The 26,712-nt window shown below is 66.1% G+C and carries 23 protein-coding genes and 1 pseudogene; 14 read left to right on the top strand and 10 right to left on the bottom strand.

The annotated features are described in order from the left end of the window. The first annotated feature begins 94 nt into the window (after positions 1 to 94). The 6 genes from ureA to ureG are packed head-to-tail and all read left to right on the top strand — an operon-like array spanning position 95 to position 4,424. Entirely contained in the window at positions 95 to 397 is a 303-nt protein-coding gene (ureA, locus tag CFB41_RS04350; RefSeq protein ID WP_006406310.1) for an urease subunit gamma, read from the top strand. A gap of 8 nt (positions 398 to 405) precedes the next feature. After that, entirely contained in the window at positions 406 to 711 is a 306-nt protein-coding gene (locus tag CFB41_RS04345) for an urease subunit beta (RefSeq protein WP_089455733.1), read from the top strand. Positions 712 to 739: 28 nt separating this feature from the next. Next, a complete protein-coding gene (ureC, locus tag CFB41_RS04340) occupies positions 740 to 2,446 on the top strand; it encodes an urease subunit alpha (protein WP_089455732.1) in 1,707 nt (568 codons plus the stop codon). Between the two features lie 22 nt (positions 2,447 to 2,468). After that, complete coding sequence (gene ureE / locus CFB41_RS04335; protein WP_089455731.1) at positions 2,469 to 3,092, top strand: urease accessory protein UreE; 624 nt, start codon at positions 2,469 to 2,471, stop codon at positions 3,090 to 3,092. Then, a complete protein-coding gene (locus tag CFB41_RS04330; RefSeq protein WP_089455730.1) occupies positions 3,079 to 3,759 on the top strand; it encodes an urease accessory protein UreF in 681 nt (226 codons plus the stop codon). Before ureE ends, CFB41_RS04330 begins: the two co-directional genes overlap by 14 nt. A 17-nt stretch (positions 3,760 to 3,776) precedes the next feature. Then, entirely contained in the window at positions 3,777 to 4,424 is a 648-nt protein-coding gene (gene ureG, locus CFB41_RS04325) for an urease accessory protein UreG (RefSeq protein WP_089455729.1), read from the top strand. A 66-nt stretch (positions 4,425 to 4,490) separates the two neighbouring features. Here ureG and waaA read toward each other — a convergent pair whose 3' ends face one another. The 4 genes from waaA to CFB41_RS04305 form a co-directional block, all read right to left on the bottom strand. Continuing rightward, positions 4,491 to 5,846: a lipid IV(A) 3-deoxy-D-manno-octulosonic acid transferase gene (gene waaA / locus CFB41_RS04320; protein ID WP_089455728.1), complete on the bottom strand. Its 1,356-nt coding sequence runs from the start codon at positions 5,844 to 5,846 to the stop codon at positions 4,491 to 4,493. A 37-nt stretch (positions 5,847 to 5,883) separates the two neighbouring features. Beyond that, positions 5,884 to 6,768 (bottom strand): Kdo hydroxylase family protein, encoded by an 885-nt coding sequence (locus tag CFB41_RS04315; protein WP_089455727.1) that lies wholly within the window; start codon positions 6,766 to 6,768, stop codon positions 5,884 to 5,886. A 34-nt stretch (positions 6,769 to 6,802) separates the two neighbouring features. Beyond that, entirely contained in the window at positions 6,803 to 7,798 is a 996-nt protein-coding gene (gene waaC, locus CFB41_RS04310) for a lipopolysaccharide heptosyltransferase I (RefSeq protein WP_089439395.1), read from the bottom strand. A 174-nt stretch (positions 7,799 to 7,972) separates the two neighbouring features. Then, entirely contained in the window at positions 7,973 to 9,367 is a 1,395-nt protein-coding gene (locus CFB41_RS04305; protein WP_089455726.1) for a phosphomannomutase/phosphoglucomutase, read from the bottom strand. A 262-nt stretch (positions 9,368 to 9,629) separates the two neighbouring features. Between CFB41_RS04305 and CFB41_RS04295 the strand changes: the two genes are divergently transcribed. Genes CFB41_RS04295 through CFB41_RS04275 form a run of 5 tightly spaced genes read left to right on the top strand, consistent with a single transcriptional unit; the run spans position 9,630 to position 15,067 of the window. Beyond that, positions 9,630 to 10,886, top strand: coding sequence for a lipopolysaccharide biosynthesis protein (locus tag CFB41_RS04295; RefSeq protein ID WP_089455724.1), 1,257 nt, complete (start codon positions 9,630 to 9,632; stop codon positions 10,884 to 10,886). Further along, positions 10,883 to 11,707, top strand: a complete 825-nt coding sequence (locus CFB41_RS04290; protein WP_089455723.1) for a glycosyltransferase — start codon at positions 10,883 to 10,885, stop codon at positions 11,705 to 11,707. The genes CFB41_RS04295 and CFB41_RS04290 overlap by 4 nt, the downstream gene beginning before the upstream one ends. Positions 11,708 to 11,758: 51 nt before the next feature. Next, a complete protein-coding gene (locus CFB41_RS04285) occupies positions 11,759 to 12,895 on the top strand; it encodes a glycosyltransferase family 4 protein (protein WP_089455722.1) in 1,137 nt (378 codons plus the stop codon). Between the two features lie 15 nt (positions 12,896 to 12,910). After that, a complete protein-coding gene (galE, locus tag CFB41_RS04280) occupies positions 12,911 to 13,933 on the top strand; it encodes a UDP-glucose 4-epimerase GalE (protein ID WP_089455721.1) in 1,023 nt (340 codons plus the stop codon). A 27-nt stretch (positions 13,934 to 13,960) separates the two neighbouring features. After that, complete coding sequence (locus CFB41_RS04275) at positions 13,961 to 15,067, top strand: glycosyltransferase (protein ID WP_089455720.1); 1,107 nt, start codon at positions 13,961 to 13,963, stop codon at positions 15,065 to 15,067. Between the two features lie 101 nt (positions 15,068 to 15,168). Here CFB41_RS04275 and CFB41_RS04270 read toward each other — a convergent pair. The 4 genes and pseudogenes from CFB41_RS04270 to CFB41_RS04255 all read right to left on the bottom strand — a co-directional run bounded on the left by CFB41_RS04270 (position 15,169) and on the right by CFB41_RS04255 (position 19,898). Continuing rightward, a pseudogene (locus tag CFB41_RS04270) lies at positions 15,169 to 17,041 on the bottom strand (polysaccharide biosynthesis protein). Positions 17,042 to 17,053: 12 nt separating this feature from the next. Next, entirely contained in the window at positions 17,054 to 18,070 is a 1,017-nt protein-coding gene (locus tag CFB41_RS04265) for a glycosyltransferase family 4 protein (RefSeq protein ID WP_089455719.1), read from the bottom strand. Between the two features lie 5 nt (positions 18,071 to 18,075). Then, the gene (locus CFB41_RS04260) at positions 18,076 to 19,041 is read right to left on the bottom strand and encodes an SDR family oxidoreductase (RefSeq protein WP_089456558.1); all 966 of its coding nucleotides are present in this window, start codon (positions 19,039 to 19,041) and stop codon (positions 18,076 to 18,078) included. Further along, a complete protein-coding gene (locus CFB41_RS04255) occupies positions 19,038 to 19,898 on the bottom strand; it encodes a glycosyltransferase family 2 protein (RefSeq protein ID WP_306426901.1) in 861 nt (286 codons plus the stop codon). The genes CFB41_RS04260 and CFB41_RS04255 overlap by 4 nt, the downstream gene beginning before the upstream one ends. A 274-nt stretch (positions 19,899 to 20,172) precedes the next feature. Between CFB41_RS04255 and CFB41_RS04250 the strand changes: the two genes are divergently transcribed. Together CFB41_RS04250 and CFB41_RS04245 are read left to right on the top strand one after the other, a co-directional pair. Then, positions 20,173 to 22,548 carry a glycosyltransferase gene (locus tag CFB41_RS04250; RefSeq protein ID WP_089455717.1) on the top strand — a complete coding sequence of 792 codons (2,376 nt, stop codon included), beginning with the start codon at positions 20,173 to 20,175 and terminating at the stop codon, positions 22,546 to 22,548. A 116-nt stretch (positions 22,549 to 22,664) separates the two neighbouring features. Continuing rightward, entirely contained in the window at positions 22,665 to 23,333 is a 669-nt protein-coding gene (locus CFB41_RS04245) for an acetyltransferase (RefSeq protein ID WP_089455716.1), read from the top strand. A 36-nt stretch (positions 23,334 to 23,369) separates the two neighbouring features. On the opposite strand, the gene CFB41_RS04240 is transcribed toward CFB41_RS04245, so the two are convergent. Continuing rightward, entirely contained in the window at positions 23,370 to 25,340 is a 1,971-nt protein-coding gene (locus tag CFB41_RS04240; protein WP_089455715.1) for a glycosyltransferase family 2 protein, read from the bottom strand. Then, the gene (locus CFB41_RS04235) at positions 25,330 to 26,289 is read right to left on the bottom strand and encodes a glycosyltransferase family 4 protein (protein ID WP_256940842.1); all 960 of its coding nucleotides are present in this window, start codon (positions 26,287 to 26,289) and stop codon (positions 25,330 to 25,332) included. Before CFB41_RS04235 ends, CFB41_RS04240 begins: the two co-directional genes overlap by 11 nt. On the opposite strand from CFB41_RS04235, the gene CFB41_RS38520 reads away from it, so the two are divergent. Further along, positions 26,284 to 26,700 carry a hypothetical protein gene (locus tag CFB41_RS38520; protein WP_256940841.1) on the top strand — a complete coding sequence of 139 codons (417 nt, stop codon included), beginning with the start codon at positions 26,284 to 26,286 and terminating at the stop codon, positions 26,698 to 26,700. The genes CFB41_RS04235 and CFB41_RS38520 overlap by 6 nt on opposite strands. Positions 26,701 to 26,712: the final 12 nt, after the last annotated feature.

Here is a 26,712-nt window from a genome sequence, read left to right as displayed (position 1 = left end):
CGCACGCAAAACAGCGCGGTGCTACGATGAACCGCGCGTCCGCCCCGTTGCGCGCGCACCGATAAAAATTACGTTTTACTGAACGTTTGCCTTCATGAAACTGACTCCCCGCGAGAAGGACAAGCTGCTGATCTTCACGGCGGCGCTGCTGGCCGAGCGCCGTCGCGCACGCGGCCTGAAGCTCAACTATCCGGAGGCGGTCGCCTTCATCACCGCCGCGCTGATGGAAGCCGCGCGCGACGGCAAGACGGTCGCCGAGGTGATGCACTACGGCACGACGCTGCTCACGCGCGACGACGTGATGGACGGCGTGCCGGAGATGATTCCCGACATCCAGGTCGAGGCGACCTTCCCCGACGGTACGAAGCTCGTGACCGTCCATCACCCGATTCCGTGAGGCCCCGCATGATCCCCGGCGAAATCCTCACCGACGACGGCGAACACGAACTGAACGCGGGCCGCGCGACGCTGACGCTCGTCGTCGCGAACACCGGCGACCGCCCGGTGCAGGTCGGCTCGCACTACCACTTCTTCGAAGTCAACGACGCACTGTCGTTCGATCGCACGGCCGCGCGCGGCTTTCGCCTGAACATCGCGGCCGGCACCGCGGTGCGCTTCGAGCCGGGCCAGACGCGCACCGTCGAACTGGTCACGCTCGCGGGCGATCGCGCCGTCTACGGTTTTCAAGGCAAGGTGATGGGGCCGCTGTAAGCCGCGCCCCGCTCTTCAGGAACAACACATGACACTACGCTTGAGCCGCCGCGCGTACGCGGAAATGTTCGGGCCGACGACGGGCGACCGCGTCCGGCTCGCCGATACCGAGCTGCTGATCGAGATCGAACGCGACTTCACGACCTACGGCGAGGAAGTGAAGTTCGGCGGCGGGAAAGTGATCCGCGACGGGATGGGCCAGTCGCAGCGCGTGGCCGCCGACGTGCCCGACACGATCATCACGAACGCGGTGATCCTCGATCACTGGGGCATCGTGAAAGCCGACATCGCGATCAAGCACGGCCGCATCGCCGCGATCGGCAAGGCCGGCAACCCGGACATCCAGCCGGGCGTGACGATCGCGATCGGCGCCGCGACCGAAGTGATCGCCGGCGAAGGGCTGATCGTGACGGCCGGCGGCATCGACACGCACATCCACTTCATCAGCCCGCAGCAGATCGACGAGGCGCTCGCGTCGGGCGTCACGACGATGCTCGGCGGCGGCACGGGGCCGGCCACCGGCACCAACGCGACGACCTGCACGCCGGGGCCGTGGCACATGGAACGGATGCTGCAGGCCGCCGACGGCTGGCCGATCAATCTCGGCTTTCTCGGCAAGGGCAATGCGAGCCTGCCGCAGCCGCTCGTCGAGCAGATCGCGGCCGGCGCGATCGGGCTGAAGCTGCACGAGGACTGGGGCACGACGCCCGCCGCGATCGACAACTGCCTGTCCGTCGCCGACGACACCGACACGCAGGTCGCGATCCACACCGACACGCTGAACGAAGGCGGCTTCGTCGAATCGACGGTCGCCGCGTTCAAGGGCCGCACGATCCACACGTACCACACCGAAGGTGCGGGCGGCGGCCATGCGCCCGACATCCTGAAGGTGTGCGGCGAGTCGAACGTGCTGCCGTCGTCGACCAACCCGACGCGCCCGTACACGATCAACACGCTCGACGAGCATCTCGACATGCTGATGGTGTGCCATCACCTCGATCCGTCGATCGCCGAGGATCTCGCGTTCGCCGAATCGCGGATCCGCCGCGAGACGATCGCGGCCGAGGATATCCTGCACGATCTCGGCGCGCTGTCGATGCTGTCGTCCGACTCGCAGGCGATGGGCCGCGTCGGCGAGGTGATCATCCGCACCTGGCAGACCGCGCACAAGATGAAGGTGCAGCGCGGCGCGCTGCCGGAAGACAGCACGCGCAACGACAACTTCCGCGCGAAGCGCTACGTCGCGAAGTACACGATCAACCCGGCGCTCACGCACGGCATCGCGCATGAAGTCGGCTCGATCGAGCCGGGCAAGTGGGCCGACCTCGTGCTGTGGGAGCCGGCGTTCTTCGGGATCAAGCCGTCGATGATTTTGAAGGGCGGCATGATCGCGATGGCGCAGATGGGCGACCCGAACGCGTCGATCCCGACGCCGCAGCCGGTCCACTATCGCGAGATGTTCGCCACCCGCGGCGGGGCGCTCGCGCGCACGTCGCTGACCTTCGTGTCGCAGATGGCCGCCGATGCGGACATCGCGGAACGCTACGGGCTCGCGAAGCAGATCGTGCCGGTGCGCAACTGCCGCAACGTGACGAAGGCCGACATGATCCACAACGCGTGGCGCCCGTCGATCAGCGTCGACCCCGAAACCTACGACGTGATCGCCGACGGCCAGTTGCTCACCTGCGAGCCAGCGAAGGTGCTGCCGATGGCGCAGCGCTATTTCCTGTTCTGACCTGATTGCCGGCTTTCGATTCATGCGCACCCTCGACAAACGCATTGCCCCGAACGTGAAACTCGCCGCGTCGCTCGTCGCGCGCGCGCCGACGCTCACGCTCACCTACGACGCCCGCTGCAAGAGCCGCCTCGCGGCGACGCTCGACACCGGCGAGGACGTCGCGGTCGTGCTGCCGCGCGGCACGATCCTGCGCGACGGCGACGTGCTCGTCGCCGACGACGGCGCCCTCGTGCGCGTTGCCGCGGCGCCCGAGACCGTGCTGCGCGTGCGCGCGGCCGACCCGCTCACGCTGATGCGCGCCGCGTACCACCTCGGCAACCGCCACACGCCGGTCGAGATCGGCGACGGCTACCTGAAACTCGAAGCCGACCCGGTGCTCGCGGACATGCTGCGCCGGCTCGGCACGCAGGTCGAGGAGACCGTTGCACCGTTCCAGCCGGAAGCCGGCGCGTACGGCGGCGGCCACAAGCACGGGCACGATGCGACCTTCGCCGAGGACTACGCGCTCGCGCAGCAGGTGTTCGGCGAGCATCACGGCCATTCGCACTCGCACGACCACGACCACGACCACGACCACGACCACGACCACGACCATCAGCATGGTCCCGGTTGCGCGCACGGCCACGGCCATGACCACCACTGAACTCGTCGCGCTGCTGCATCTTGCATCGCCGGCGCTGCCGATCGGCGCGTTCAGCTATTCGCAGGGGCTCGAAGCGGCACTCGACGCGAACCTGATCCACGACGCGGATACCGCGCGCGACTGGATCGCGAGCGGCCTGACCGACGTGCTCGCGCACGGCGAGCTGCCGTTCCTCGCGCACCAGCTCGCGCGCTGGCACGCGCACGACGCGCCGGCGCTCGCCGCCGAGAATGCGTGGTTCATCGCGAGCCGCGAATCGGCGGAACTGCGTCGCGAGACCGAACAGATGGGCTGGTCGCTCGCGCAGCTCTGCGCGTCGCTCGAATGGGGCGATGGCGCGCGCCGCGCGACGCTCGCGGTGATTGCGCCGATCGCGCTGCCCACCGCATTCGCGTACGCGGCCGCCGCGCACGACGCGAGCGCCGATGCGGTGCTCGCCGCTTATGCATTCGGCTGGGTCGAGAACCAGACGTCCGCCGCGCTGAAGGCCGTGCCGCTCGGCCAGCTCGCCGGGCAACGCATCATCGTCGCGCTGCGCGGCGCGATCGACGCGGCCGTGCGCCGCGCGCTCGCGACGCCGCCCGACGCCGTCAACACGTTCGCGCCGCAGCTCGGCATCCTGTCCGCGCGGCACGAAACCCAGTATTCGCGGTTGTTCCGCTCCTGAACCCGACGCTACCCGCCATGAACGCACCTGCTCCCTCCTCCGCCCGCCGCACGAAGAAACTGCCGCCGCTGCGCGTCGGCATCGGCGGCCCCGTCGGCTCCGGCAAGACCACGCTACTCGAAATGCTGTGCAAGGCGATGCGCGACCAATACGACCTCGTCGCGATCACCAACGACATCTATACGAAGGAAGACCAGCGGCTGCTGACGGTCGCGGGCGCGCTGCCCGAGGAACGCATCATGGGCGTCGAGACGGGCGGCTGCCCGCACACGGCGATCCGCGAGGACGCGTCGATCAACCTCGAGGCCGTCGACCGGATGCTGTCGCGCTTCCCCGACGCCGACATCGTGTTCATCGAATCCGGCGGCGACAATCTCGCGGCGACCTTCAGCCCCGAGCTGTCGGACCTGACGATCTACGTGATCGACGTGGCGGGCGGCGAGAAGATTCCGCGCAAGGGCGGCCCCGGCATCACGAAGTCCGACCTGCTCGTGATCAACAAGACGGATCTCGCGCCGCTGGTCGGCGCGAACCTCGACGTGATGGCATCCGACACGAAGAAGATGCGCGGCGAGCGGCCTTACGTGATGACGAACCTGAAGGCACTCGAAGGCGTCGCGGACGTGATCGCGTTCATCGAGAAGAAGGGTTTGCTGACGGTCTGAGCGACGTGGCGGCATCGTCATCCGGTGCCGCCACGCCTGCTCATGGCGGCATTGCGCCGCCATCGTCTAGTCGTCGGACGGGTCCTGCGCGTCCGGCAGCGAGCGCACGCCGCGTTCAGCGGGCGGCAACAGTGCCGCGAGCACGTCGACCGTACGTGCGGTCGCGCCGCGATGACGCGATGCGAACGCCGCGCCGGCCGCGCCCATTGCGATGCGCCGCGCCTTGTCGGCGAACAGCGCGTCGAGCACGTGTGCGAGATCGAGCGGATCCTCGACCTGCAACGCCGCGCCGGCCGCGACGGCGTCGGCGGTCGCCTGCGTGAAGTTGAACACGTGCTTGCCGATCAGCACCGGCACGCCGACCGCGCACGCTTCGATCAGGTTCTGGCCGCCGAGCGGCAGCAGGCTGCCGCCGATGAACGCGATGTCGGCCGCCGCGTAATACGCGCCGAGCTCGCCCATCGAATCGCCGAGCAGCACCGTCACGTCGTCCGGCAGCGGCTCGGCAGCCGGCCGGCCAGACGCGAGCGCGGCCTTGTCGGCCGCCCACACCGAGCGTCGCACACACTTGAGCCCGCTGCGCTCGACGAGCGCCTCGACCTCGGCGAAACGCTGCGGATGACGCGGCACGAGCACCAGCAGCGCGCCGGGCGTGCGCATCGCCGCGAATGCGTCGAGCACCAGCGCCTCCTCGTTCTCGCGCGTGCTCGCGGCCACCCACACGGGCCGCGTGCCGATCGCCTCGCGCCACGCATGGCCGCGCGCCGCGAGTTCCGGGGGCGTCGTCATGTCGAACTTCAGGTTGCCGAGCACGGTCACGTTGCGCGCGCCGAGCGACGTCAGCCGCTCCGCATCGGCCGGGCTCTGCGCGAGCACGCGCGAGAAGCCGCCGAACACGTCGTGCGTCGCCGCGCCGAACTTCGATGCCCGCCGGAACGAACGCGCGGACATGCGCGCATTGGTCAGCACCAGCGGCACGTCCGCACGGCGGCACTCGTCGATCAGCGTGGGCCACACCTCGGTTTCCATCACGAGGCCGAGCGTCGGCCGCCACGCGCGCAGGAAACGCCGCACCGCGCCGGGCATGTCGTACGGCAGGTAGCAGCGCAGCACGCGATCGCCGAAGATCTGTTCGCCGGTCGCGCGGCCGCTCGGCGTCATGTGCGTGAGCAGAATCCGCGCGTCGGGCCGGGCGTGCATCAGCGCGTCGATCAGCGGCTGCGCCGCGCGCGTCTCGCCGACCGAAACCGCGTGCACCCAGATCAGCGGCGCACGGTCGTCGCGCGAGCGGCCGGCCACGTGGCCGAAGCGTTCGCCGATGTGTTCGCGATAGCCGCGCTCCTTGCGCGCGCGCACGTATAGCCGGATGACGGCGATCGGGGCGACGAGCCACCACAGCGCGCGATAGATCACCCTCAGCATGCCGCGCCCCTGGTCTTGCTTCGACGAAAATGCGCGCTCAAACCAGCGCCCTGCCCGTCAGGCGTTCGAGAATGCCGAGCGGCGCGCATTCGCGGCGCACCATCGCGTCGACCGGCAGGAAGAAGGTCTGTTCGAGCATGAACTGGCCGGACATCACAGCGTGCGAAGTCTGATCGGAGAAACATATCCACACGCTGCCCGGCGGAAACGGCATCGTTTGCTGTGGACAAGTCTTCTGGTAGTCGAGATCGGCCTTCATGCTGTCGTGCAGGTTCAGCATCAGGTGGTCGTACGCGCTGCGCGGCGACTTCGTCACGTGCAGCAGGTTCAGCAGCCATGCGGCGCCCGGCAACTGCGGCTTGATGTGCGGCAGGAAACGCTTCGCGACGTCCTCGAACGGCTCGCCGACGCGCCACACGCGCGGCACGCCGGCCGGGTTCACGTTCGTGAACACGCGCAGGATGCGCTCGCCGTAATTGGGCCGCGACGGGAACGCGTCGACGTGCAGCCGGCTGTCGTCCTTGCGCCACGACGTCTGGCGCGTCTCGACCTGCAGCAGCCGCAGGCTTGTCGGCGCGACGCGCAGCTTGCCGCGGTATTCGGGAAAGAGGCCGTCGACGAGCGTGCCGGCCTGCTGCTGGAAGCGCGCGACGAGCGCGCGCACCGCCGACTGCGTGACGCTGTCGCCGAGCACGCCGGCGAGCGCGCCGCCGTTCGGCGCGAGGCTGATGTTCTTGCGTTTCGGGTCGGCGAGCGCCGGATCGAGCAGCGCTTCCTCGCCGCCTTCGATCGCGAAACGCAGGTGCGGGAAATACAGCACCTTGCCTTCCTCGACGGCGGCCAGCAGTTGCTCGCGCGGCGCCGACAGGTTGTGTCCGCTCCAGTCGGCGGACGGGACTTCGATGATCTGGGATTCGCTCATGTTCGGTTCGCGTGGGTTCGCGCGTGTGACTGCGTTACAGGAGACCGAAGCCCGCGAGCGCCGACTTCACCTGCGCGATCGACGGGGGCTGCCCCGCCGTGCCGAGATTGACGACGTTCGGCGACCAGTAGCCGCCGGTCCGCCAGGCCGTCGCGAAATTGTACAGTTCGACCGTCGGACGCTTCAGCGCGGCCGCGATGTGAACCAGACCTGTATCAACCCCGACGATCGCATCCGCGCCGTCGATCAGGCCGACCACGGCCGGCAGCGACAGCTTCGGCGGCACGATCGCCGCCGCGCCGAACGCCTGCGCCAGCCGCTCGCTGGTCGCGCGCTCCGCGTCGTTGCCCCACGGCAGCACGAGCGACGCACCGCGCCGCACGAGCGCCTGGCCGAGCTCGATCCACGCGGCGTCCGGCCATTGCTTGTCGGCACGCGACGTCGCATGGACGAACACCACGTACGGCACCGGCAGGTTCAGCCCGAGCGCGGCCACCGCGAGCGCCGCCGCGCGCGTATCGAGGCCGAACTCGACCGGATCGGCCGGCGTCGGCGCCGGGTCGCCCAGCGCGGCCGCGACGAGTTGCCGCGAGCGCTCGACGACGTGCGTGCGCGGCGCGATCGGCACGCGCTTGCGATAGAAGAAGCGCACCGGCCACTCGTAGCCGGCGCCGTCGGTGCGGTTGCCGAGCCCGACGAGCGGGCCGCGCGCCCAACTGGCGACCCAGGCCGTCTTGATGAGACCCTGGCAGTCGATCACGAGGTCGTACTGCTCGGCCGCGAGGCGCTGGCGGAAGGCCCGGATCTCGCGCCACGTGGTGCCCGAGAACGGCTTCTTGCGCCAGCGGCGCAACGAGAACGGCAGCACGTTGCGCACGCCGTCGACGAGCTTGACCAGGTCGACGAAGCTTTCCTCGACGAGCCAGTCGATCTGCGCATCGGGGTGGCGCCGCCGGATATCGGCGATCACCGGCATGTTGTGCACGACGTCGCCCAGCGACGACACGCGTACGATCAGGATCTTTTGCACGCTGAAAAAACGCCGGCAGGCAGCCGGCGACAAGCATAAAGGGGGGATTTTATCCCGCCCGGCGAGTCACACAGACAAAAAGCGGCCGCACGCCCTTGGCGTGCGCCGCTTTTCGGGGATGGCGCGACGATCGGACTCACCGTCGCGCCGGTGGCGGCCCGAGGCCGCCCGCGCTCAGAACGGCAGCTTGACGTCCGGCTTCGCGGCCGTCAGCACGCGGCGGAAGTCCTCCTGGATGCGCTTGAGCCCTTCCTGCGTCTCCGACTCGAAACGCATCACGACGACCGGCGTCGTGTTCGACGAGCGTGCGAGGCCGAAGCCGTCCGGGTACTCGACACGCAGGCCGTCGATCGTCACGACTTCCTCGGCGCCGTCGAACTTCGCCTCTTTCTGCAGCTTGTCGATCAGGCGGAAGTTCTCGCCTTCGTCGAGCCACAGCTGCAGTTCGGGCGTGCTCATCGCGTCCGGCAGCCCGTTCAGCAGCGCGCTCGGATCGGCCGTCTTCGCGAGGATCTCGAGCAGGCGCGCGCCCGTGTAGAGACCGTCGTCGAAGCCGTACCAGCGATCCTTGAAGAACACGTGGCCGCTCATTTCACCGGCGAGCGGCGCACCCGTCTCGCGCAGCTTCGCCTTCACGAGCGAGTGGCCCGTCTTCCACATCAGCGGCTCGCCGCCCTTCGACTTCACCCATTGCGCGAGGTGGCGCGTGCACTTCACGTCATAGATGATCTGCGCGCCCGGGTTGCGCGACAGCACTTCTTCCGCGAACAGCATCAGCTGGCGGTCCGGATAGATGATCTTGCCGTCCTTCGTGACGACGCCGAGGCGGTCGCCGTCGCCGTCGAACGCGAAGCCGATCTCGGCGTCGGTGTCCTTCAGCGCCTGGATCACGTCCTGCAGGTTTTCCGGGTGGGCGGGATCCGGGTGGTGGTTCGGGAACGTGCCGTCGATGTCGGTGAAGCGCTCGACGAGCTCGCAGCCGAGCGCCTTGAACAGGCGCGTCGCGAGCGGGCCGGCCACGCCGTTGCCGGCGTCGACGACGAGCTTCATCGGGCGGGCCGGCTTGATGTCGCCGACGATGCGCGCGATGTACTGATCGGCCACGTCGAACTGCTCGTACGAGCCGTTGCCCGTCTCGAATCGCTCGTCGACGATGCGCCGGTACAGCGCCTGGATCTGCTCGCCGTAGATCGCGGCGCCGCGCAGCACCATCTTGAAGCCGTTGTAGTCGGGCGGGTTGTGGCTGCCCGTGACGACGATGCACGAATCGACGCGGCGCTCGCCGCCCTTCAGCGCGAGCGGGACATTCGCCGCGAAATAACCGACCGGCGTGGGCACCATGCCGACGTCGACGACGTCGACGCCCGCCGCACGCAGGCCGTCGGCCAGCGCGCCGACGAGGTCCGGCCCGGACAGGCGGCCGTCGCGCGCGACGACGACCGCATCGCCGCCCTGCGCACGCACTTCGCTGCCGAACGCCCGGCCGATCCCGCGCGCGGTGTCGTTGTCGAGCGTCTTGCCGACCACGCCACGAATGTCATATGCCTTGAAGATGGATTGGGAGATCATCGATTCTCTTCTCTCAGTTGCGTGCATGGAAAATTGTCTGGCTTGCCTGGCCGCCGCTCGCCGGTGCCGCGCATGATACATGCGGCCCGGCACGGCGTGAAACCGCTGGCGCGGAACGGCGGGAGCGACCGCGATCCCACTTATAATCGCGGGTTTTGATGACGCGCATACCGCCCATTTTAATGCCTAGCCGTCCCGTCGCCGCCAACCTGCAGCCCCCGGGCGCCCTGCCGGCCATCTTGCGCGCTCGCCGCCGCCGCGCATGCTGAAGCGCTTCGGCAACCCGGACGTCGCGAAGGCCGTCGCGAATCTCGTCTGGCTGGGGCTCGAACGGCTCACGCAGATCGGCGTCGCGATCGCGATCAGCGGCCTGCTGGCCCGTTATTTCGGGCCAGATGTGTTCGGCAAATGGCAGTATGCGAATACGCTCCTCCTGGTACTGGCGCCGCTCACCTGGGTGTGCGGCGCGGAAATCCTCGTCCCGACCATCGTCCAGCGCCCGCCCGCCCAGCTCGGCGCGGTGCTCGGCAGCGCATTCGCGCTGCGCATCGCCGTCTCCGTCGCCGCGCTCGTCGCGACCTGGGTCGCGATCTCCGCGGGCGCCTTCGATCCGCTGGTCGGCGCGATGCTCGCGGGCCTCGCGGTCACGATGGTGTTCCGCGAGCCGTTCGTCGGCGTCATCAACGCGTGGCTGCAGAGCATGACCTACAGCAAGCCGCAGCTCGTCACCAGCATGGTCACCGCGCTGGTGAAGGCGCTGCTCGTCTGGCTGCTGGTCCGCGCGGCCGCGGGCCCCGCCCGCTTCGCGTGGCTGTGGGCGCTCGAAGCGGCCGCCATCGGCTTCGCGCTGCTGCTGTACTACCGGCATCGTAACGGCGGCGCGCTCGGCTGGACGTTCGACAAACCGCTCTTCAGGCACTTTGCGACGGCCGGCACCGTGTTCTGGCTCGGCCTCATCTGCATGTACCTGTTCCTGAAGCTCGACCGCCTGATGCTCGAGCGTCACGTGTCGTTCGCCGATCTCGGCCGCTACTCGGCCGCGCAGCAGCTCAACGAGAACTGGATCACGCTCGCGCTGATGCTCGCGCAGACGATCGCGCCCGCGTTCGTCTACCGCGTGCAGGACGTCGCGCGGCTGCGCCGTAACATCGTCCGGCTGATCGCGATGACGGCCTGCCTGATGACGGCCGGCGCGCTCGTGCTCGACGCCGCCGCCCCGCTGATCGTCGGCAAGGTGTTCGGCCACGGCTACGAAGCCTCGGTCGACATCTTCCGCTGGGCGGTCTGGCTGTCGGTGCCCGCCGGCATCGAGGCGATAGGCAATCTTATCGTTCTCAAATATCAAGCAAAATTCGTGTTGCTGTCGAAATGGCTGCTCGCGCTCGCGATCGCGGCACTCGTCAACCTGTTCGCGATCCCGCGGCTCGGCCTGTACGGCGCGCTCGTCGGGCTGGCGGCCGGCTACCTGGCTGCCGCCGCCGTCAATTTTTATTACATCCGTTTCAAGCTGCGACCATGACGTCCCCTGATTGCCCGACCCCGCTCGACGACGTGGCCGTACTGATGCCGGCCTACAACGGGCACGACGACGTCGTCCGGACCCTCGCCTCGTTTCGCGAGGACACGCCCGTGCACGTGCTGATCGTCGATGACGGCAGCACGCCGCCGATCGTCGCGCCCGACCTGCCCGGCCTCACGATCGACGTGCTGCGCCTGCCGCAGAACGGCGGCATCGAGCGTGCGCTCGCCGCCGGCATCGACGCGCTCGCCGCACGCGGCTTCCGCTATGCGGCGCGCATCGACGCGGGCGATCTCGCCGCGCCGCAGCGCCTCGCGAAGGAGCGTGCCTATCTCGGCGCCCACCCGCGCGTGGCCTGTGTAGGCATGTGGACGCAGGTCGTGTCCCGCGCCGGCGAGCCGCGCTTCATGCTGACCCCGCCGGCCGATCCGCGCACGCTGCGCCGCACGCGCTTCCTGCGCTCGCCGCTCGTGCATCCGTCGGTGATGCTGCGCATCGACGCGGTGCGGGAAGTGGGGAACTATCGCGCCAAATACCGTGCGGCCGAGGATCTCGATCTTTTTTTACGGTTAATGCAACGCTACGATTGCGCGAACCTGCCGGAACTCGGTCTCTATTACGAACTGAACGAGGGCGGGATCAGTGCGACCAAGCGCCGGCGCCAGCTGGTGTCGACGCTCACGCTGCTGTTGAGCCACTTCAACGCGCTGAACCCGTACGACTGGGCCGGCCTCGCCAAGAACCTGCTGCATTTCGTGACGCCGTACCGGACGTTGCAGCGGATCAAGCAGACGCTGTTCGCCGCGCGGCCGTCCGCCTGACGCGCATCCGGCCCTTTCGGCAATTTCGACGCTTTATTTATTCTTTTTTTCATGTCCGCCACCTCCCCGCTGCGCATCGCGCTCGTCTGCAACACGGCCTGGGCGATCTACACGTATCGCCACGGGCTGATCCGTGCGCTCGTCGCGCGCGGCGCCGAGGTCATCGTCATTGCGCCGCACGACCGCACGGTGCCCTTGCTCGAGCAGATGGGCTGCAGCTACGTGGCGCTCGCGGTTGCCTCGAAAGGCACGAGCCCACGCGAGGATCTCGGCACGCTCGCCGCGCTGGTGCGTCACTACCGTGCGCTGAAACCCGATCTCGTGTTCCATTACACGATCAAGCCGAACATCTACGGCTCGGTCGCCGCGTGGCTCGCGCGCGTGCCGTCGATCGCGGTGACGACCGGGCTCGGCTACGTCTTCATCCAGAAGAGCCGCGCGGCAAGCGTCGCGAAGCGCCTGTACCGGTTCGCGTTCCGCTTCCCGCGTGAAGTGTGGTTCCTGAACCGCGACGATCTCGCAACCTTCACCGACGAGCAATTGCTCGCGCATCCCGATCGCGCGCGGCTGCTGCACGGCGAAGGCGTCGATCTCGAACAGTTCGCACCCGTGCCGCTGCCCGCCGGCGACGCGCCCGTCTTCATCCTGATCGGCCGGCTGTTGTGGGACAAGGGCGTGCGCGAATACGTGGAAGCCGCACGCATCGTGCACGCGCGCTTCCCGAATGCGCGCTTCCAGCTGCTCGGGCCGCTCGGCGTCGACAATCCAAGCGCGATCGGCCGCGCGGATGTCGATGCGTGGGTCGGCGAAGGCGTCGTCGAGTATCTTGGCGAGGCGCACGACGTGCGCCCGCATATCGCGGCGGCCGACTGCGTCGTGCTGCCGTCGTACCGCGAAGGCGTGCCGCGCACGCTGATGGAAGCGTCGGCGATGGGCCGCCCGATCGTCGCGACCGACGTGCCGGGCTGCCGCGACGTCGTCGCCGACGGCGACACGGGCTTCCTGTGCCGCGTGCGCGACAGCGCGAGCCTCGCGGAGCAGTTGCTCCGCATGATCGAACTCGGAACGGCCGGACGCGACGCGATGGGTGCACGCGGCCGGCAAAAGGTCACGGCGGAATTCGACGAACAGCAGGTCGTCGAACGCTACCGGCGTACTATCCATTCGTTAACCGGTATCACCCTCTGAAGGAGCGCATCAGCAATGACCGCTAAAGGCACCATCCTCGTCACGGGCGGAGCGGGCTATATCGGCTCGCACACGACCGTCGAGCTGCTCGACAACGGCTACGACGTCGTGATCGTCGACAACCTCGTCAACAGCAAGGCCGAATCCGTGCGCCGCGTCGAACGGATCACGGGCAAGACGCCCGCGTTCCATCAGGTCGACGTGTGCGACGAAGCCGCGCTCGCCAAGGTATTCGATGCACACCCGATCACCGGCACGATCCATTTCGCGGCGCTCAAGGCCGTCGGCGAATCGGTCGCGAAGCCGCTCGAGTACTACCAGAACAACATCGGCGGCCTGCTTGCCGTGCTCAAGGTGATGCGCGAGCGCAACGTCAAGCAGTTCGTGTTCAGCTCGTCCGCGACCGTATACGGCGTGCCAGAGCGCTCGCCGATCGACGAATCGTTCCCGCTGTCCGCGACGAACCCGTACGGCCAGTCGAAGCTGATCGCCGAGCAAATCCTGCGCGATCTCGAAGTTTCCGACCCGTCGTGGCGCATCGCCACGCTGCGCTACTTCAACCCGGTCGGCGCGCACGCGAGCGGGCTGATCGGTGAGGATCCGGCCGGCATCCCGAACAACCTGATGCCGTATGTCGCGCAGGTCGCGGTCGGCAAGCTGGAAAAGCTGCGCGTGTTCGGCTCCGACTACCCGACGCCGGACGGCACCGGCGTGCGCGACTACATCCACGTCGTCGATCTCGCGAAGGGGCACATCGCCGCGCTCGACGCGCTCGCGAAGCGCGACGCAAGCTTCGTCGTCAACCTCGGCACCGGCCAGGGCTACAGCGTGCTGGAAGTCGTGCGTGCGTTCGAGAAGGCGTCGGGCCGCCCGGTGCCGTACGAGCTCGTCGCACGCCGCCCGGGCGACATCGGCGAGTGCTACGCGAACCCGCAGGCCGCGGCCGACATCATCGGCTGGCGTGCCGCGCTCGGCATCGAAGAAATGTGTGCCGACCACTGGCGATGGCAGGAGGGGAACCCGCGCGGTTTTGTATAATCCGCTGTCCATTTTTCGAGCGATCCCATGCTCAGCTTCGCGTCCGGCTTCATCATCTCCTTGCTCGTCACGCTGTTCATCGTGCGCTATGCGCACCTTCACGAGAAATTCTCGATCGACAGCGACCTGGCCGGCGTGCAGAAATTCCACGTGCGGCCCGTGCCGCGGGTCGGGGGCATCGGGATTCTCGCGGGCGTCGTCGTTGCGGCGCTGATCCTGTCCCGACGCTATCCGACGATCGCCGGCAGCATCCTGGGCATCACCGCCTGCGGGCTGCCGGCCTTCCTGTCCGGCCTCGTCGAGGACCTCACCAAGCGCGTGTCGCCGCGCGCGCGGCTGCTGTGCACGATGGGCGCGGCCGCGCTCGCGTTCTGGCTGCTCGGGATCGCAGTCAAGCGCATCAGCGTGCCGCCGCTCGATTTCCTGCTCGGCTACGTGGTCATTTCGGCGTTCATCACGGTGCTGGCGGTCGCGGCACTGGCGAATGCGATCAACATCATCGACGGCTTCAACGGGCTCGCGTCGATGGTCAGCTTCATGATGTTCGCGTCGCTCGCGTATGTCGCGTTCCATGTGAACGACCCGGTCGTGATGTCCGCTTCGATCATCATGATGGGCGCCGTGCTCGGCTTCTTCCTGTGGAATTTCCCGGCCGGGCTGATCTTCCTCGGCGACGGCGGCGCGTATTTCATCGGCTTCATGCTCGCCGAACTCGCGATCATGCTCGTGATGCGCAATCGCGAGGTGTCCGCGTGGTATCCGGTGCTGCTGTTCATGTACCCGATCTTCGAGACCTGCTTCTCGATCTACCGGAAGAAGTTCATCCGCGGGATGTCACCCGGCATTCCGGACGGCGTGCACCTGCACATGCTCGTGTACAAGCGGCTGATGCGCTGGGCAGTCGGCACGAAGCACGCGCACGACCTGACGCGCCGCAATTCGCTGACGTCGCCGTACCTGTGGCTGCTGTGCCTCGTCGCGGTGATACCCGCGACGCTGTTCTGGCGGCATACGGTGCACCTGTTCGTGTTCGTCGTGCTGTTTGCGCTGACTTACGTGTGGCTGTACCTCAGCATCGTGCGGTTCAAGGCGCCGCGGTGGATGGTGGTGCGCAAACACCGGCCCAGTCGCTGAGCTGGTCTCGGCCCGGCATGAAAAAAGCGCCCCGCGGGGCGCTTTTCTTTTTGACCGGTCGGCTGGCCGCTGCGTGGCGCGACCCACACGGCCCTCGGTGTTCAGCGGTTCGACGCGACCCGTACGCTCTTCAGCGCCGGAACGGCAGCCGTTTGATACTCGGGCACCCAGCGGCGCAAGTCGCGCCGCACTTCGTCGTCGGGCAGGACACGATGCTGCATCAGCCACGGCAGCAGTTCGTCGAGGAAATTGTCCGGCACTTCCCGCGCCCGCGCGATCCGCAGCTTCGGATGCGGCGTGCGCGTCGTCGCCTCGTCGTCCGCCAGCAACTCCTCGTAGAGCTTCTCGCCGGGCCGCAGCCCGGTGAACTCGATCCGGATCTGCTCTTCCGAGAAACCATACAGGCGGATCAGGTCGCACGCCAGATCGACGATCTTCACCGGCTCGCCCATGTCGAGAATGAAAATCTCGCCGCCATGCCCCATGCTCGATGCCTGCAGCACGAGTTGCGACGCTTCCGGGATCGTCATGAAGAAACGCGTGATCTCCGGGTGCGTGACCGTGACCGGGCCGCCCTTCGCGATCTGCTGCTGGAACTTCGGGATCACGCTGCCCGCGCTGCCGAGCACGTTACCGAAACGCACCGTCTCGAACTGCGTGCGCCCGCTCGTCTGCTGCAACGCCTGGCAGGTCATTTCGGCGAGGCGCTTGCTCGCGCCCATCACGTTGGTCGGATTGACGGCCTTGTCGGTCGAGATCAGCACGAAGTGACGCACATCGTGGCGAATCGCCGCGCGGGCCACGCGATAGGTGCCGAGCACATTGTTGCGCAGCGCCTGCCACGCGTTGTGCTCCTCCATCAGCGGCACGTGCTTGTAGGCGGCTGCGTGGAACACGATGTGCGGCGCGTGGCGCGACATCACCTGGTCGAGCAGCAGCGAATCCTTCGCATCGCCGATGATCGGCACGACCGGGAGGTCCGGGAAGCGCTCGCGCAGTTCCTCGGTTAGCCGGTACATCGCGTACTCGGACAGGTCGAATGCGACGAGTTGCGCCGGCGCGAAGCGCAGGATCTGCCGACACAGCTCGGAGCCGATCGACCCGCCCGCGCCCGTCACCATCACGACGCGGCCGCGCAGCAGCGCCTCGACGTGCGGCGTGTCGATCGTCACGGCATCGCGGCCGAGCAGATCCTCGAGATCGATGTTCCGGACCTGCGACAGGAAACCCTGCCCCGGCATCAACGCGGTCAGCGACGGCAGCACCATCGCCTTCACACCGGCCCGCACGCACAGCGTCGCGACGCGGCGCTGCGTCTCGACCGACGCTGACGGAATCGCGATGATCGCGTATTCGACCTTCAGTGCGTCGGTCCAGTGCTTGAGATCATTGAAGGAGCCCAGCACCTTGTAGCCGTAGATTTCGCGGCCCTGCTTCTTGACGTCGTCGTCGAGCAGGCCGACGAGGCGCCATTCGCCTGAGCGGGACAGTTCGCGCGCGAGGCTCGCGCCTGCCGTGCCGGCGCCGAGCACCAGCACCGGCTTGCCCTTGCCCACGAGCCCGCCGTACAGGTAATACTCCTTCGTCGCGCGATAGAGCGCGCGCGCCGCCCATCGCCAGGAACAGCATCAGGGGCGACACGAGCAGCACCGAGCGTGGAATGATCGGCACCGGCTGGAACATCACGGCGCCGATCATCACGATCACGCCACCGCCGCCCACTGCCTTCGCGATACGCATCAGGTCTGGCAGGCTCGCGAACACCCACAGCCCGCGATAGAGGCCGAACACGTGGAACATCAGCGCGTACACGGGCAGCACCCACGTCAGCGCCATCAGCGCGCCGCTCAGGAAATCGGTCGGGACACTACCGTTGAAGCGGACGAGATAGGCGAACAACCACGCTGCAAGCACCGCCAGCAGGTCGAACAGGAAAGCACTCAATGACAGCCAAGATGCTTTGGATCGCAACATCGGCGGGAGACCTCAAGATTTGTTTTCGGTGGCCATGCCGACACGGCGCCAGCGGGCGTCGATCACGCAACCGATGCACGCAAGAACGCCATACCAGGCGACAAACAGCCCCCACTGCTGCAGTGTGGGACGGCCCAACGCCCACAGGGCTACAATTATGCCCGCGAGCATCACGAGGTACCAGTAGATGGCAGTGCGCCGATGGCCGGAGCCGGAGCGCACCATGCGCTGATAATAATGCTCCCGGTGCGCCTGCCAGAACTTTTCGCCGCGTAACAAACGTCTCACAAGTGTTACAGATGCATCCGCAATAAAGGGCGAGAACACCATCGCCGGAAACCAGATCGGCCAAACCCCGCCTCGCCAGCCCCAGTAGCCGAGCGCGCCCGCCATGAACCCGAGCGGAATCGAGCCCGCGTCACCGAGAAACAGCTTCGCTGGATGGAAATTCAGCAGCAGGAAGCCGAACGCGGCACCTGCGATGGCCGCGCAGCCCGCCACGAGATCCGGCTCCGGCTGCACGCCCGCCAAGGCGGCGGCCGCATACGCGCTGAATCCGAATAGCGCCATGCCGCCGGCAAGGCCGTCCGCACCATCCATGAAGTTGTACAGATTGGTCAGCCAAGCCATTCCGAAACCGATGGCGACCAGTAGCCACCACGGCGCGGCGGCCGGATAGACGGCGATCAGCGCGACGACCGCGGCAAGGTGTGCCGCGAACCGGACCCGCGCGGGCAGCCCGCGCCGATCGTCGAGCTGCGACAGCGCTGCGAGGCCCGCGGCGGCCACGGCCACCAGCCACATCGACGGCGCGAGCCACAGCATTGCGATCACGGAGACCGGCACGACGCCCCAGCCGCCGACACGCGGCGTCGGCAGTGCATGCAGCGAACGGTCGTTCGGAATATCGGTCGCGAGGCGCCAGGCCAGCCCCGTCGCGAGCAGCGTCCTCAGGATAAGAGTCGAGGCGAAGGCAGCGGCTATTGCGACGCCGGCCACCGTGAGCCACGTGGTAATCGCGGGATGCATATTGTCTATTTCTGTTTGTCGCGCGAACGATACCACGCGGCGGTCGCCTCGAGGCCCTGTCTCGTCGTATACGGCGGTCTCCAGTCGAGCATGCGCTTCATGCGGCCGGTGTCGAGCTGCAAGCTGCCCGTCAGGCGGTCGACGGCGGCGCTGCGGCCGGTCAGCCTGCCGAGCGTGCTCAGCATCGCGGCCGGTACCGGGAACAGCCGTGCCGGCCTGCCGAGCGCGTCGCCGACCAGCCTCAGCAACCCGGCCACCGACGGCGCGTCGTCGTCTGCGACGTGAAAGCACTCGCCCGCTGCCCTTGGATCGGTTGCGCACCGCAGCAGCGCGTCAGCGAGATTGTCGATATAGACGAGGCTGCGGCGTGCCTCGATCGCGCCGAGCGGGAGCGGCAATCCTCGCGCGACGGCGTCCATCATTCGCAGGAAGTTGGCCCGCACGCCGGGGCCGTAGACGAGCGGCGGACGGACGGTGACTACATCGATGCCCACCTGCCGCCCGAATTGCGCAAGTGCCTGCTCCGCACGCAGTTTCGAACGTCCGTATGGATCCTGCGGCGCGGGTGCGACGTCCTCCGCGAGCGGCACGCCGCGATCGCCCTCTCCGATCGCCTTGATACTGCTGGCAAACACGAAGCGCCGCGCGCCGTGCGCGTGCGCCGCTTCGGCAACGCGCAGCGTCCCTGCAACGTTGGTCGCCTCGAACGCGGCGTCCGGATCGGGCGACTCGTCGCGCATCACGTGGACTCGCGCGGCCAGGTGGATCACGCAATCGGCCTCCAGATCATCGGGCCACGCGTGTGCGAGCCCGGCGAAATCCGGCGCGTCATGCACCCACTCGCGAACGCCGTCGACGCATCCGCCGGGACGGCGTACCAGCGCCGTGACCGTATGTCCTGCCGCGAGCGCCAGTCGGCAGACCGCGCGGCCGACGAAGCCGTTTGCGCCTGTCACGACGATGCGGGTCACCACAGCCTCCAGCCGAAGCGGTTATAGAACTTGAGCGCCGACGCCGCGAACATGCGGATGTGCGCGGCACCCTTGCGGGATGCGCCGCCGCCGTGATGAATCACGCGCGCCAGCGGCAGGTAGACCGTGCGTGCGCACTCGCCAGTCCGCAAGCTGAGGTCGTAGTCCTCGAAGTAGAGAAAATAGCGTGGATCGAAGCCCCGCAGACGCGCGAGCACGTCGGTGCGGAACAGCATGAAACAGCCGCTGACGATAGGCGGATCCCATACGACGTCGGTTTCGTTGATACGGTCGCGCATCTCGTAACTTGCCAGCCGGCGCTCGAACGGCGGCCGCAACGCCGTGGGCAGGAATCCCCTGACCAGAAGATCCACCAGCGCCGGATAGCGGCGGCACAGATACTGGATCCGGCCCGATTCGTCACCGATTCGAGGCGACAGCAAACCTGCTTCAGGATGTGCGTCGAGAAAGTCGAGCGCGTGCACGAGTGCATCCGGCTCGAGGTCGATATCGGGATTCAGGATCAGGTGATAGCGGCTGCGTGCTGCTTCGATCGCAAGGTTGTGGCCGCGTCCGTAGCCGACGTTGCCGTGACCGGACAGCACGCTGCAGGAGATGCCAGCCTGCTCGAGTGCGGCAAGATCGGCTGCGAAATCCGGCAAGCCGCCGTTGTCGACAAGGGTAACGCTGACGACACCGCCGCCGCGCACGGCCCGGAGACGCGCGCACGCCGCACGGAGGCTGGAGAACGTACGAGCGAGAAGTGCCTCGTCCGGATGGTACGTCACGATGGAAATCGACAGTATTTCGTCGACGGGGTGCGGTGAGCGAGTGGATGCTTGCGGATGAGAAGTCACGAGCTGACTATTGTTTACATTTGGCGCGTAAGGCGCGTTACTAGTGTGCGCAGGCAGGCCAGCGCGTGCAACCGAGATTGCCATTTGTAGCAATTATGACGTGGCGGCGCGCACCACGGGGCCATGAATGGAAAAAGGGGTACAAGGTAGGGGCTCGTCCGCACGGTGCGGGCAGCCATCGCGTGCGCTGCCCGCCGCCCCGGCGGGCGCCGAAACGCCAAATGCTTCTGTATATAATGCGTGACCTCGATACGCATCCGGCCAGTTGCACCCTATGTTTGATATTTCGGTGATTCTCAACGCCCACAATGAGGGCGGCATCATCAACCGGACGTTGCGGTCCCTGACTGAAGCGGCAGACTTCGCAAGAGCCCGCGGTATCACCCTGGAAATTGTCGTCGTCCTCGATAACCCGAACGAAGCAACCCGTTCCGTCATCGCGTCGGCGGACTTCTCCAGTTTCGATGGAGTCCAGACGATCGAGGTATCGAACCGGTCGCTGGGCTTGAGCCGAAACTCCGGTTGCGCAATTGCACAAGGCGAATATTTCGCCACGGCCGACGCCGACGATCTCGTGTCGTTCAATTTCTTCGTCGAAGCGCTGGCAGCTGCCAAGCGGTACGGCAATGACGCACTACTGTTCCCGCAGTACCTGATCGCATTCGGTTCGATGTACTTCATTACCGAGTATGGCGAAGCGGACCTGATGCCGTTCCTGCTTGCTGACATCCATCCGTACGTGTCGCGCGTATTCTTCCATCGCTCGACATTCGATCGTCTCAAGTACGTTCACTGCGACACGCAACGCGGCCACGCATTCGAAGACTGGCACTTCAATTCATGTGCGATCGCGCTCGGGATGAAGGCGCACTACATCCCCGATACGGTTCTGTACTACCGTCAGCGGCAGCAAAGCATCATGGCTGCCGCGCGTAATCAGAGCGTCGAACTCGAGACGCCGGACACCGACCTGTTCGACCCGGACGTCTACCTTCGTGTGTTTGCCGACGACTATCGTGCGTATCGCGCCGGCGAACGTGCGTTGCCGCCGTGGTACGACGTCAAGCAGAAGTTCCTCGGCAGCCGGATGCTGTCGGATATGACTGAAGCCGCCAACCGGATCGATCCTGCCGTCGATACGCTGTCGCTGCGGCACGGCAGCCAGACGAGCGCTATTTGGTCGACGCCCGAGCCCTCCGCGGTCTACTACGAAATGTGCGAAGCCATTCGCGACGCCGGACCGATCACGGACGTGTTCCTGATTCCGTTTCTGCCCGCCGGCGGCGCGGAGCGCTACGTTCTCGACGTGATGAACGGCCTGCTGGCATGCGGCGCGTCGAAACGGATCCTCGTGCTGTCCGGCGAGCCGATGGAAAAGCATGCGTGGCTGTCGCGCCTTCCCGACGCAGCAATCTTCATCGACGTCGCGGTGCTCGGCAAGGATCTCGACGATCGTCAACGCGATCGCATCACCGCACGCCTGATTCGCGCGGCGGCGCCCGACGCCCGGCTGCACATTCGCGCGTGCGTGTTTTCTCATCGCATGCTGAGCCGCCATTTCGCGCAATTCAGCGGACGCGATGTCACGTACTACCGTTTCTGCGACACGCGCGTCTACGAAGACGACGTCTCGATCATTTCGGGCGGCGCGGTCGAGTTTCTGACGAACAACATCCAGCACATCACACGGATCGTCACCGACAACGAACAGACTGTCATCGACGACAAGTTCATCTTCGGTGCCAGCGCGTCCCGCTGGATCAATCTTCCCGCGCTGCTGCACGGCATCAAGGAGCCGACGATTCATGCGACGCCGCGACGACGCCTGCTGTGGGCGTCGCGGCTGGACGGCCAGAAGCGGCCGCAACTGGCCGTCGCGCTGTCCAAGTACTTCGCGCAGAGCGACACCGGCATCACGCTCGACCTGTATGGCGGCATCACGCCAGGATTCGAAATCGACCTGTCCGGTGCAAATTACAAAGGGCCGTTTTCAGCATTCGCGGATCTTCCGCTGCACGAGTACGACGCCCTCGTCTATACGTCGTGGTTCGACGGATTGCCGAACGTGATTCTCGAAGCCATGGGCTCGGGACTCCCGGTCATCGCACCGAACATCGGCGGCATCGGCGAAGCCGTGCTCGACGGTCAGACCGGCATGCTCATCGAGGCATCCAACGACATCGACGAAGCCGTCGACGCGTATCGAGTGGCCATCGAGCGCTTGTACGCACAACCCGATCTGCTCGGAGCGCTGTCGAAGCGCGCTTCCGACTACGTTCACGACAAGCACGGCGACGCACAGTACGTCGCGAACATTCAGCGGATATTCGGTATGAACGCCTCCCACCAAGAATCCCGTCAGCCTGCCCAGGTGCCCGCCAATCAAGCCGCTTCGTCCGCGGAAAACCAGGAAGAACTGCGTCGACTGAGACGGGAACTCGCAGACGCGCGCGCAAAGCTGCTCGTTCATGCGCGCGAGGCCGATATCCTCAGGAACGAGTCGGTCGAACTGCGGCAGTACGCGAACCAGTGGGTCGCGTTTCAGCGCGCGCGGATTTTCATCATCTATCGCGCGTATCTGCGCCTTCACCGGATTCCGGTACTCGGCCCGCTGCTGCGGGCGATCATGCGGCCGTTTACAGGAAAGTGATCCCCAGTCCGTCCCGCCGCCATACCGAGCAAACCGGATGCGCCACCCCGGATAATGAGGTTGCCCGCCAGGTATCGCTACCGTTAGACTGCCCCCCATTCAGACCGGAGTGAATGATGGAGCGAATCGCTATTTACGGGTGCGGCGGGTTCGGGCGCGAGATCCTGCCGCTGGCACGACAACATCAAGCCCGGACCGGTGCTGGTTCAGCATCCGGAATCGTCTTCGTCTCCGACACGCCGTCGGAAATCGGCACCGTCCAGAACGGCGTCGAAGTCATTTCCTTCGATGCCCTCATCACGCCGGCGCATCGCGACCGCGCGGTCGTCGTGTCGCTCGGTTCGTCCGCGGCCCGCCGCACGCTGGTCCAGCGCTGCGAAAGCGAAGGCCTCGCGTTCGGCTCGCTGACTTCCGGTTCGCATGTGTCGCTCGACAACGTCGAGATCGGCGAGGGCGCGGTGTTCTGCGATTTCTCGATGTGCACATCGGATATCAGGATCGGCCGCCATTTCCAGTGCAACATCTACAGCTACGTCGCCCACGACTGTGTGATCGGTGATTTTGTGACTTTCGCTCCGCGCGTCGCCTGCAACGGCCGGATCGTGATCGAAGACGATGCGTATATTGGCACAGGCGCGGTGCTGAAGCAGGGCACGCCCGACAAACCTTTGACGATCGGCAAGGGCGCGGTGATCGGTATGGGGGCCGTCGTGACCAAGGACGTACCACCGGGCGTGACCGTCGTCGGCAACCCAGCCGCGCCGATGGTGAAACGTCCGGCCTGAGCCGGACGAGGCGCACGCCGTGGCGTACCGCTCCGGTCAGTCAGGCCGCTCCTGTCCGTGAGCGACCATTACACCGGGCTGCACATATCCGAGCAAGCCTGCGTAGGTTTCGGCACTCGTCCACGTGATGCGGTCGAAGTACGAATTGAATTCCCGCAGGAAATTGAGCACGGGGGGCGGCGCGTCCGCCGCGACGAACATCTCGCATCGCCGCCCCTGCCGCCACGCTTCCTTCAGTTGAGCTATCGACGGCATCGATTTCGCGTCGCTCGAAAACTGCACGGCCGGCCCGGTTCGATCGCGCCCGCCACAGAGCCATCTGGTGGCAAACTGCCGGCGCACGATATTGGTCTTCCTGAACTGGCCGACGCTGTCCGACGACGTGACGGATCGCGTATGGATCCGATGCCGATAGAGCGGCTCATGCAGGTAATGGAAACTGCCGAATTCCGCGATCTTCAGCGCCAGTTCCCAATCCTGGATCCCGGAATACGCGTCGATCGAACCACCTGACTGCAGATATGCATCGCGTCGAATGACCTTCAGATGCGACGCGACCATGCCGTCGAGCAGATCTTCCTTGATGCCCTCGTCGCTCCTGAACGCAATAGCCGGATACCCGCCGTAGTCGGCCCGCCGGATTTCGTTGCCACTTTCGTCGATGTCGAATCGGTCCGTGAACAGGTAATCGCACCGCTGCCCCTGCGTCACGACCTGCACGACACGGGACAGCGCGCCCGGCGCCAAAGCATCGTCACAATCGACGAACGCAATGTATTCTCCGGCCGCCTGCGCGACCGCCTCGTTCTGCGTACGCGAAATACCCTTGTTCTCGCTGTTGAGTACAATCCGCACGTTCGGGTGAGTTCCCTGCAGCGCACGCAGCAGCGCCGTCGTACGCGCATCGGGAGAACAATCGTCGACGCAGATGATCTCGAATGCGACGTCCTGCTGCTCGATAACGGACAGCAGGCAACCATCGATATAGTCGAAATGGTTGTATGCGGGGATCACGACACTGATGAGCGGCGTCTCCGACACGGGCATCTTCGCAATAGCCGCCTGCAGGCGCGCGAGCTTCTGCGCGTGCAGATCGACTGGAACGACCGGCGACGCGGCAGCGCCCGATCCGGCTGCACGCGGGTGGCCGCGCAACTGCGCGATTTCCTCTGCGTACGCAGGGTGCTTCCGATAGAAATTCTCGAACCAGTCGACCGCAGACTCGAAAAACGCCGGCTCGCGCGCGGACACCATCGCATCGATCTTCGCAGCCGCGTGCAGCCAGCTCTTGCCCATCTTCACATAGGACCGGCGCATGCTTTGCGCGTGCTGCCGGTAGATCGCGTTGTGTGCGTTGATATAGGCCATACGTGCGCCGCGCGCACTCAGGCCGCACCAGAACAGCCAGTCTTCCTTGGCGCGCGCGGATGTATCGAACGGCGCATCCAGCAACACGGCGCGGCGGAACAGTGCACAATGAATCGGGATCGCGAAGCCTCGCTCCCATTTGTACAGAAAATCGGACAGCACGAGCGCCGAATGTGCGATTGCCTCGTCATGCTTCGAAAAGACCGAGCGGGAATCGTCACACAACAGGAAGTTGGACACCGATACGTCGAGCGCATTCGCCACCTGGAAATGCGCAACCTGCAAGTCGAGCTTCGGCGGAACGATGAGGTCGTCCGCGTCCAGCAATTGCACGAATTCGCCGTTCGCAGCGGCAATACCCGTGTTGCGCGCGCCCGAAAGCCCCGCGTTCTGCTGCGAAATCACCCGTACTGCGGGCGACAGCGCTTCCGCCGCGCGCAAGTGAATATCGGTCCGGGATGCCGTGCTGCCGTCGTCGACGACGATGATCTCCAACGGCCCGCGGTATGCGTCGAGCACCGACGAGATAGACTCATTCAGATACTGCGCCTGATTGAAACAGGGGATTACCACCGATACGAGCGGCAACGACAAATCACGCGAGTCGTCCGTGCCCGATTCCTTCCGGTCAGATCCCATAACCTTCCAACTCCTTGACGTGCTCGACGAACCGCTGCCACGTATGTCGCCCGTCGATCAGCTCGACGAGCGCGCGTGCGCGCGCTTCGACTTCCTGCGAATTCGAAATGACTGACTCCATCGCCGCGCGATAATCGGCGACATCCGGCTTCTCCGACAGCAGATATCCGGTCGAATCCGATATCAGCTCGCCCACGCCGCCGACCGACGGCGCGATGATCGGTACGCCCAACGTCCCGATTTCAAGCAGGATGTTCGGCATGCCTTCCCATTTCGACGTGAAGATGAAGCCGGTGTACGCACGATCACGCATCAGCTCTTCCGGGGACGTGAACGGCCCCATCAGATGCAGGTTCGCGAGATCGGGAAGCTGCTCGCTGACATTCACTACGGCCTGGCCGTAAACGTAGAAATCGATGTGCGGGCACGCCCGCACTAGCGCCAGCAGCAGGTCGACGCGCTTTTCCTTGTCGAGTCGCCCAGCCCACAGAAACGCCGGTCGACGCCCCGCCAGATCCTGCCCGCGGCTCGCGATGCGCGCGAGCGCCCGGGCCTTCCACCCGGCGGTCGCCATGCGGCTGGGGTTGTACACGGCGCGCAGCTTGTCGCCCTGCTGCCCGAGGCTGTACTCGGCGCGTGCATCGGTCACGAAGCGCTGGTTGTCGGACAGCAGCGCAGTCAGCGCCGGCAACCCCGGTTGCAAGAAATAGGCCGCATAGCCTATCTTGCTCTTGCCGTCCTCGGCGAACTGGAACGCGAAAATGCTGGCGAACAGGCGCGTGATTTCCTTGAGCTGCCGCCCTTGCGCGATGATCGCGTTCCACGCAACCTCGCTGTTGATGTTGTGGAATACGGCAGGCCGGATCGCCAGCAGCATGTCGTACAGCAGCGCCTGCTTCAGCGCGTACGAATCGTCGCGCGTGAAATCGCGCAGGACGACCACATGCACACCGTCGATCCACGCAACGCGTTCGTCGACCAGATCGCGATCGGCAACGACGAGCAGGATCTGACGGTCGGGATGGAGCTCGCGGAGCGCTTTCGAGAAATTGAGCGCGACATTCTCCGCGCCTCCCGTTCCAAGGAACGGCACGGCAATGATATGGCTGACATTTCTCACGCCACGCTGCGCGAGGTCGAGCATCAGGTGTTGCAGGCGCGACTCACGCGCGTGGTCGAGCAACACCTCACGCGTGACGGCAGACCGCAGCGCCTGACGAATCGACGTGCCGTGGCGCAACGACGTGATGACCGGCGAAATGGCCTTGCGGACGCGCCACTTCGCCTCCTGGCTCAACGGCAGGCGATGATAGACGCGTTGTGCAAAGTACAGAAGATGCTGGTATCGCGGCATGGTTAGATATCTTGAATC

It is taken from the genome of Burkholderia sp. AU33803 (assembly GCF_002223095.1).
Lineage (GTDB): Bacteria > Pseudomonadota > Gammaproteobacteria > Burkholderiales > Burkholderiaceae > Burkholderia.
Note: the sequence above shows the minus strand (reverse complement) of the source record. Positions and strands in the feature narration are given on the sequence as shown.

Excerpts from the sequence above, each read along its gene's own strand:
- ureA (WP_006406310.1), top strand. The coding sequence starts at position 95 with ATGAAACTGACTCCCCGCGAGAAGGACAAGCTGCTGATCTTCACGGCG.
- CFB41_RS04345 (WP_089455733.1), top strand. The coding sequence starts at position 406 with ATGATCCCCGGCGAAATCCTCACCGACGACGGCGAACACGAACTGAAC.
- ureC (WP_089455732.1), top strand. The coding sequence starts at position 740 with ATGACACTACGCTTGAGCCGCCGCGCGTACGCGGAAATGTTCGGGCCG.
- ureE (WP_089455731.1), top strand. The coding sequence starts at position 2,469 with ATGCGCACCCTCGACAAACGCATTGCCCCGAACGTGAAACTCGCCGCG.
- CFB41_RS04330 (WP_089455730.1), top strand. The coding sequence starts at position 3,079 with ATGACCACCACTGAACTCGTCGCGCTGCTGCATCTTGCATCGCCGGCG.
- ureG (WP_089455729.1), top strand. The coding sequence starts at position 3,777 with ATGAACGCACCTGCTCCCTCCTCCGCCCGCCGCACGAAGAAACTGCCG.
- waaA (WP_089455728.1), bottom strand. The coding sequence starts at position 5,846 with ATGCTGAGGGTGATCTATCGCGCGCTGTGGTGGCTCGTCGCCCCGATC.
- CFB41_RS04315 (WP_089455727.1), bottom strand. The coding sequence starts at position 6,768 with ATGAGCGAATCCCAGATCATCGAAGTCCCGTCCGCCGACTGGAGCGGA.
- CFB41_RS04305 (WP_089455726.1), bottom strand. The coding sequence starts at position 9,367 with ATGATCTCCCAATCCATCTTCAAGGCATATGACATTCGTGGCGTGGTC.
- CFB41_RS04295 (WP_089455724.1), top strand. The coding sequence starts at position 9,630 with ATGCTGAAGCGCTTCGGCAACCCGGACGTCGCGAAGGCCGTCGCGAAT.
- CFB41_RS04290 (WP_089455723.1), top strand. The coding sequence starts at position 10,883 with ATGACGTCCCCTGATTGCCCGACCCCGCTCGACGACGTGGCCGTACTG.
- CFB41_RS04285 (WP_089455722.1), top strand. The coding sequence starts at position 11,759 with ATGTCCGCCACCTCCCCGCTGCGCATCGCGCTCGTCTGCAACACGGCC.
- galE (WP_089455721.1), top strand. The coding sequence starts at position 12,911 with ATGACCGCTAAAGGCACCATCCTCGTCACGGGCGGAGCGGGCTATATC.
- CFB41_RS04275 (WP_089455720.1), top strand. The coding sequence starts at position 13,961 with ATGCTCAGCTTCGCGTCCGGCTTCATCATCTCCTTGCTCGTCACGCTG.
- CFB41_RS04265 (WP_089455719.1), bottom strand. The coding sequence starts at position 18,070 with ATGCATCCCGCGATTACCACGTGGCTCACGGTGGCCGGCGTCGCAATA.
- CFB41_RS04250 (WP_089455717.1), top strand. The coding sequence starts at position 20,173 with ATGTTTGATATTTCGGTGATTCTCAACGCCCACAATGAGGGCGGCATC.
- CFB41_RS04245 (WP_089455716.1), top strand. The coding sequence starts at position 22,665 with ATGGAGCGAATCGCTATTTACGGGTGCGGCGGGTTCGGGCGCGAGATC.
- CFB41_RS04240 (WP_089455715.1), bottom strand. The coding sequence starts at position 25,340 with ATGGGATCTGACCGGAAGGAATCGGGCACGGACGACTCGCGTGATTTG.
- CFB41_RS38520 (WP_256940841.1), top strand. The coding sequence starts at position 26,284 with ATGCACACCGTCGATCCACGCAACGCGTTCGTCGACCAGATCGCGATC.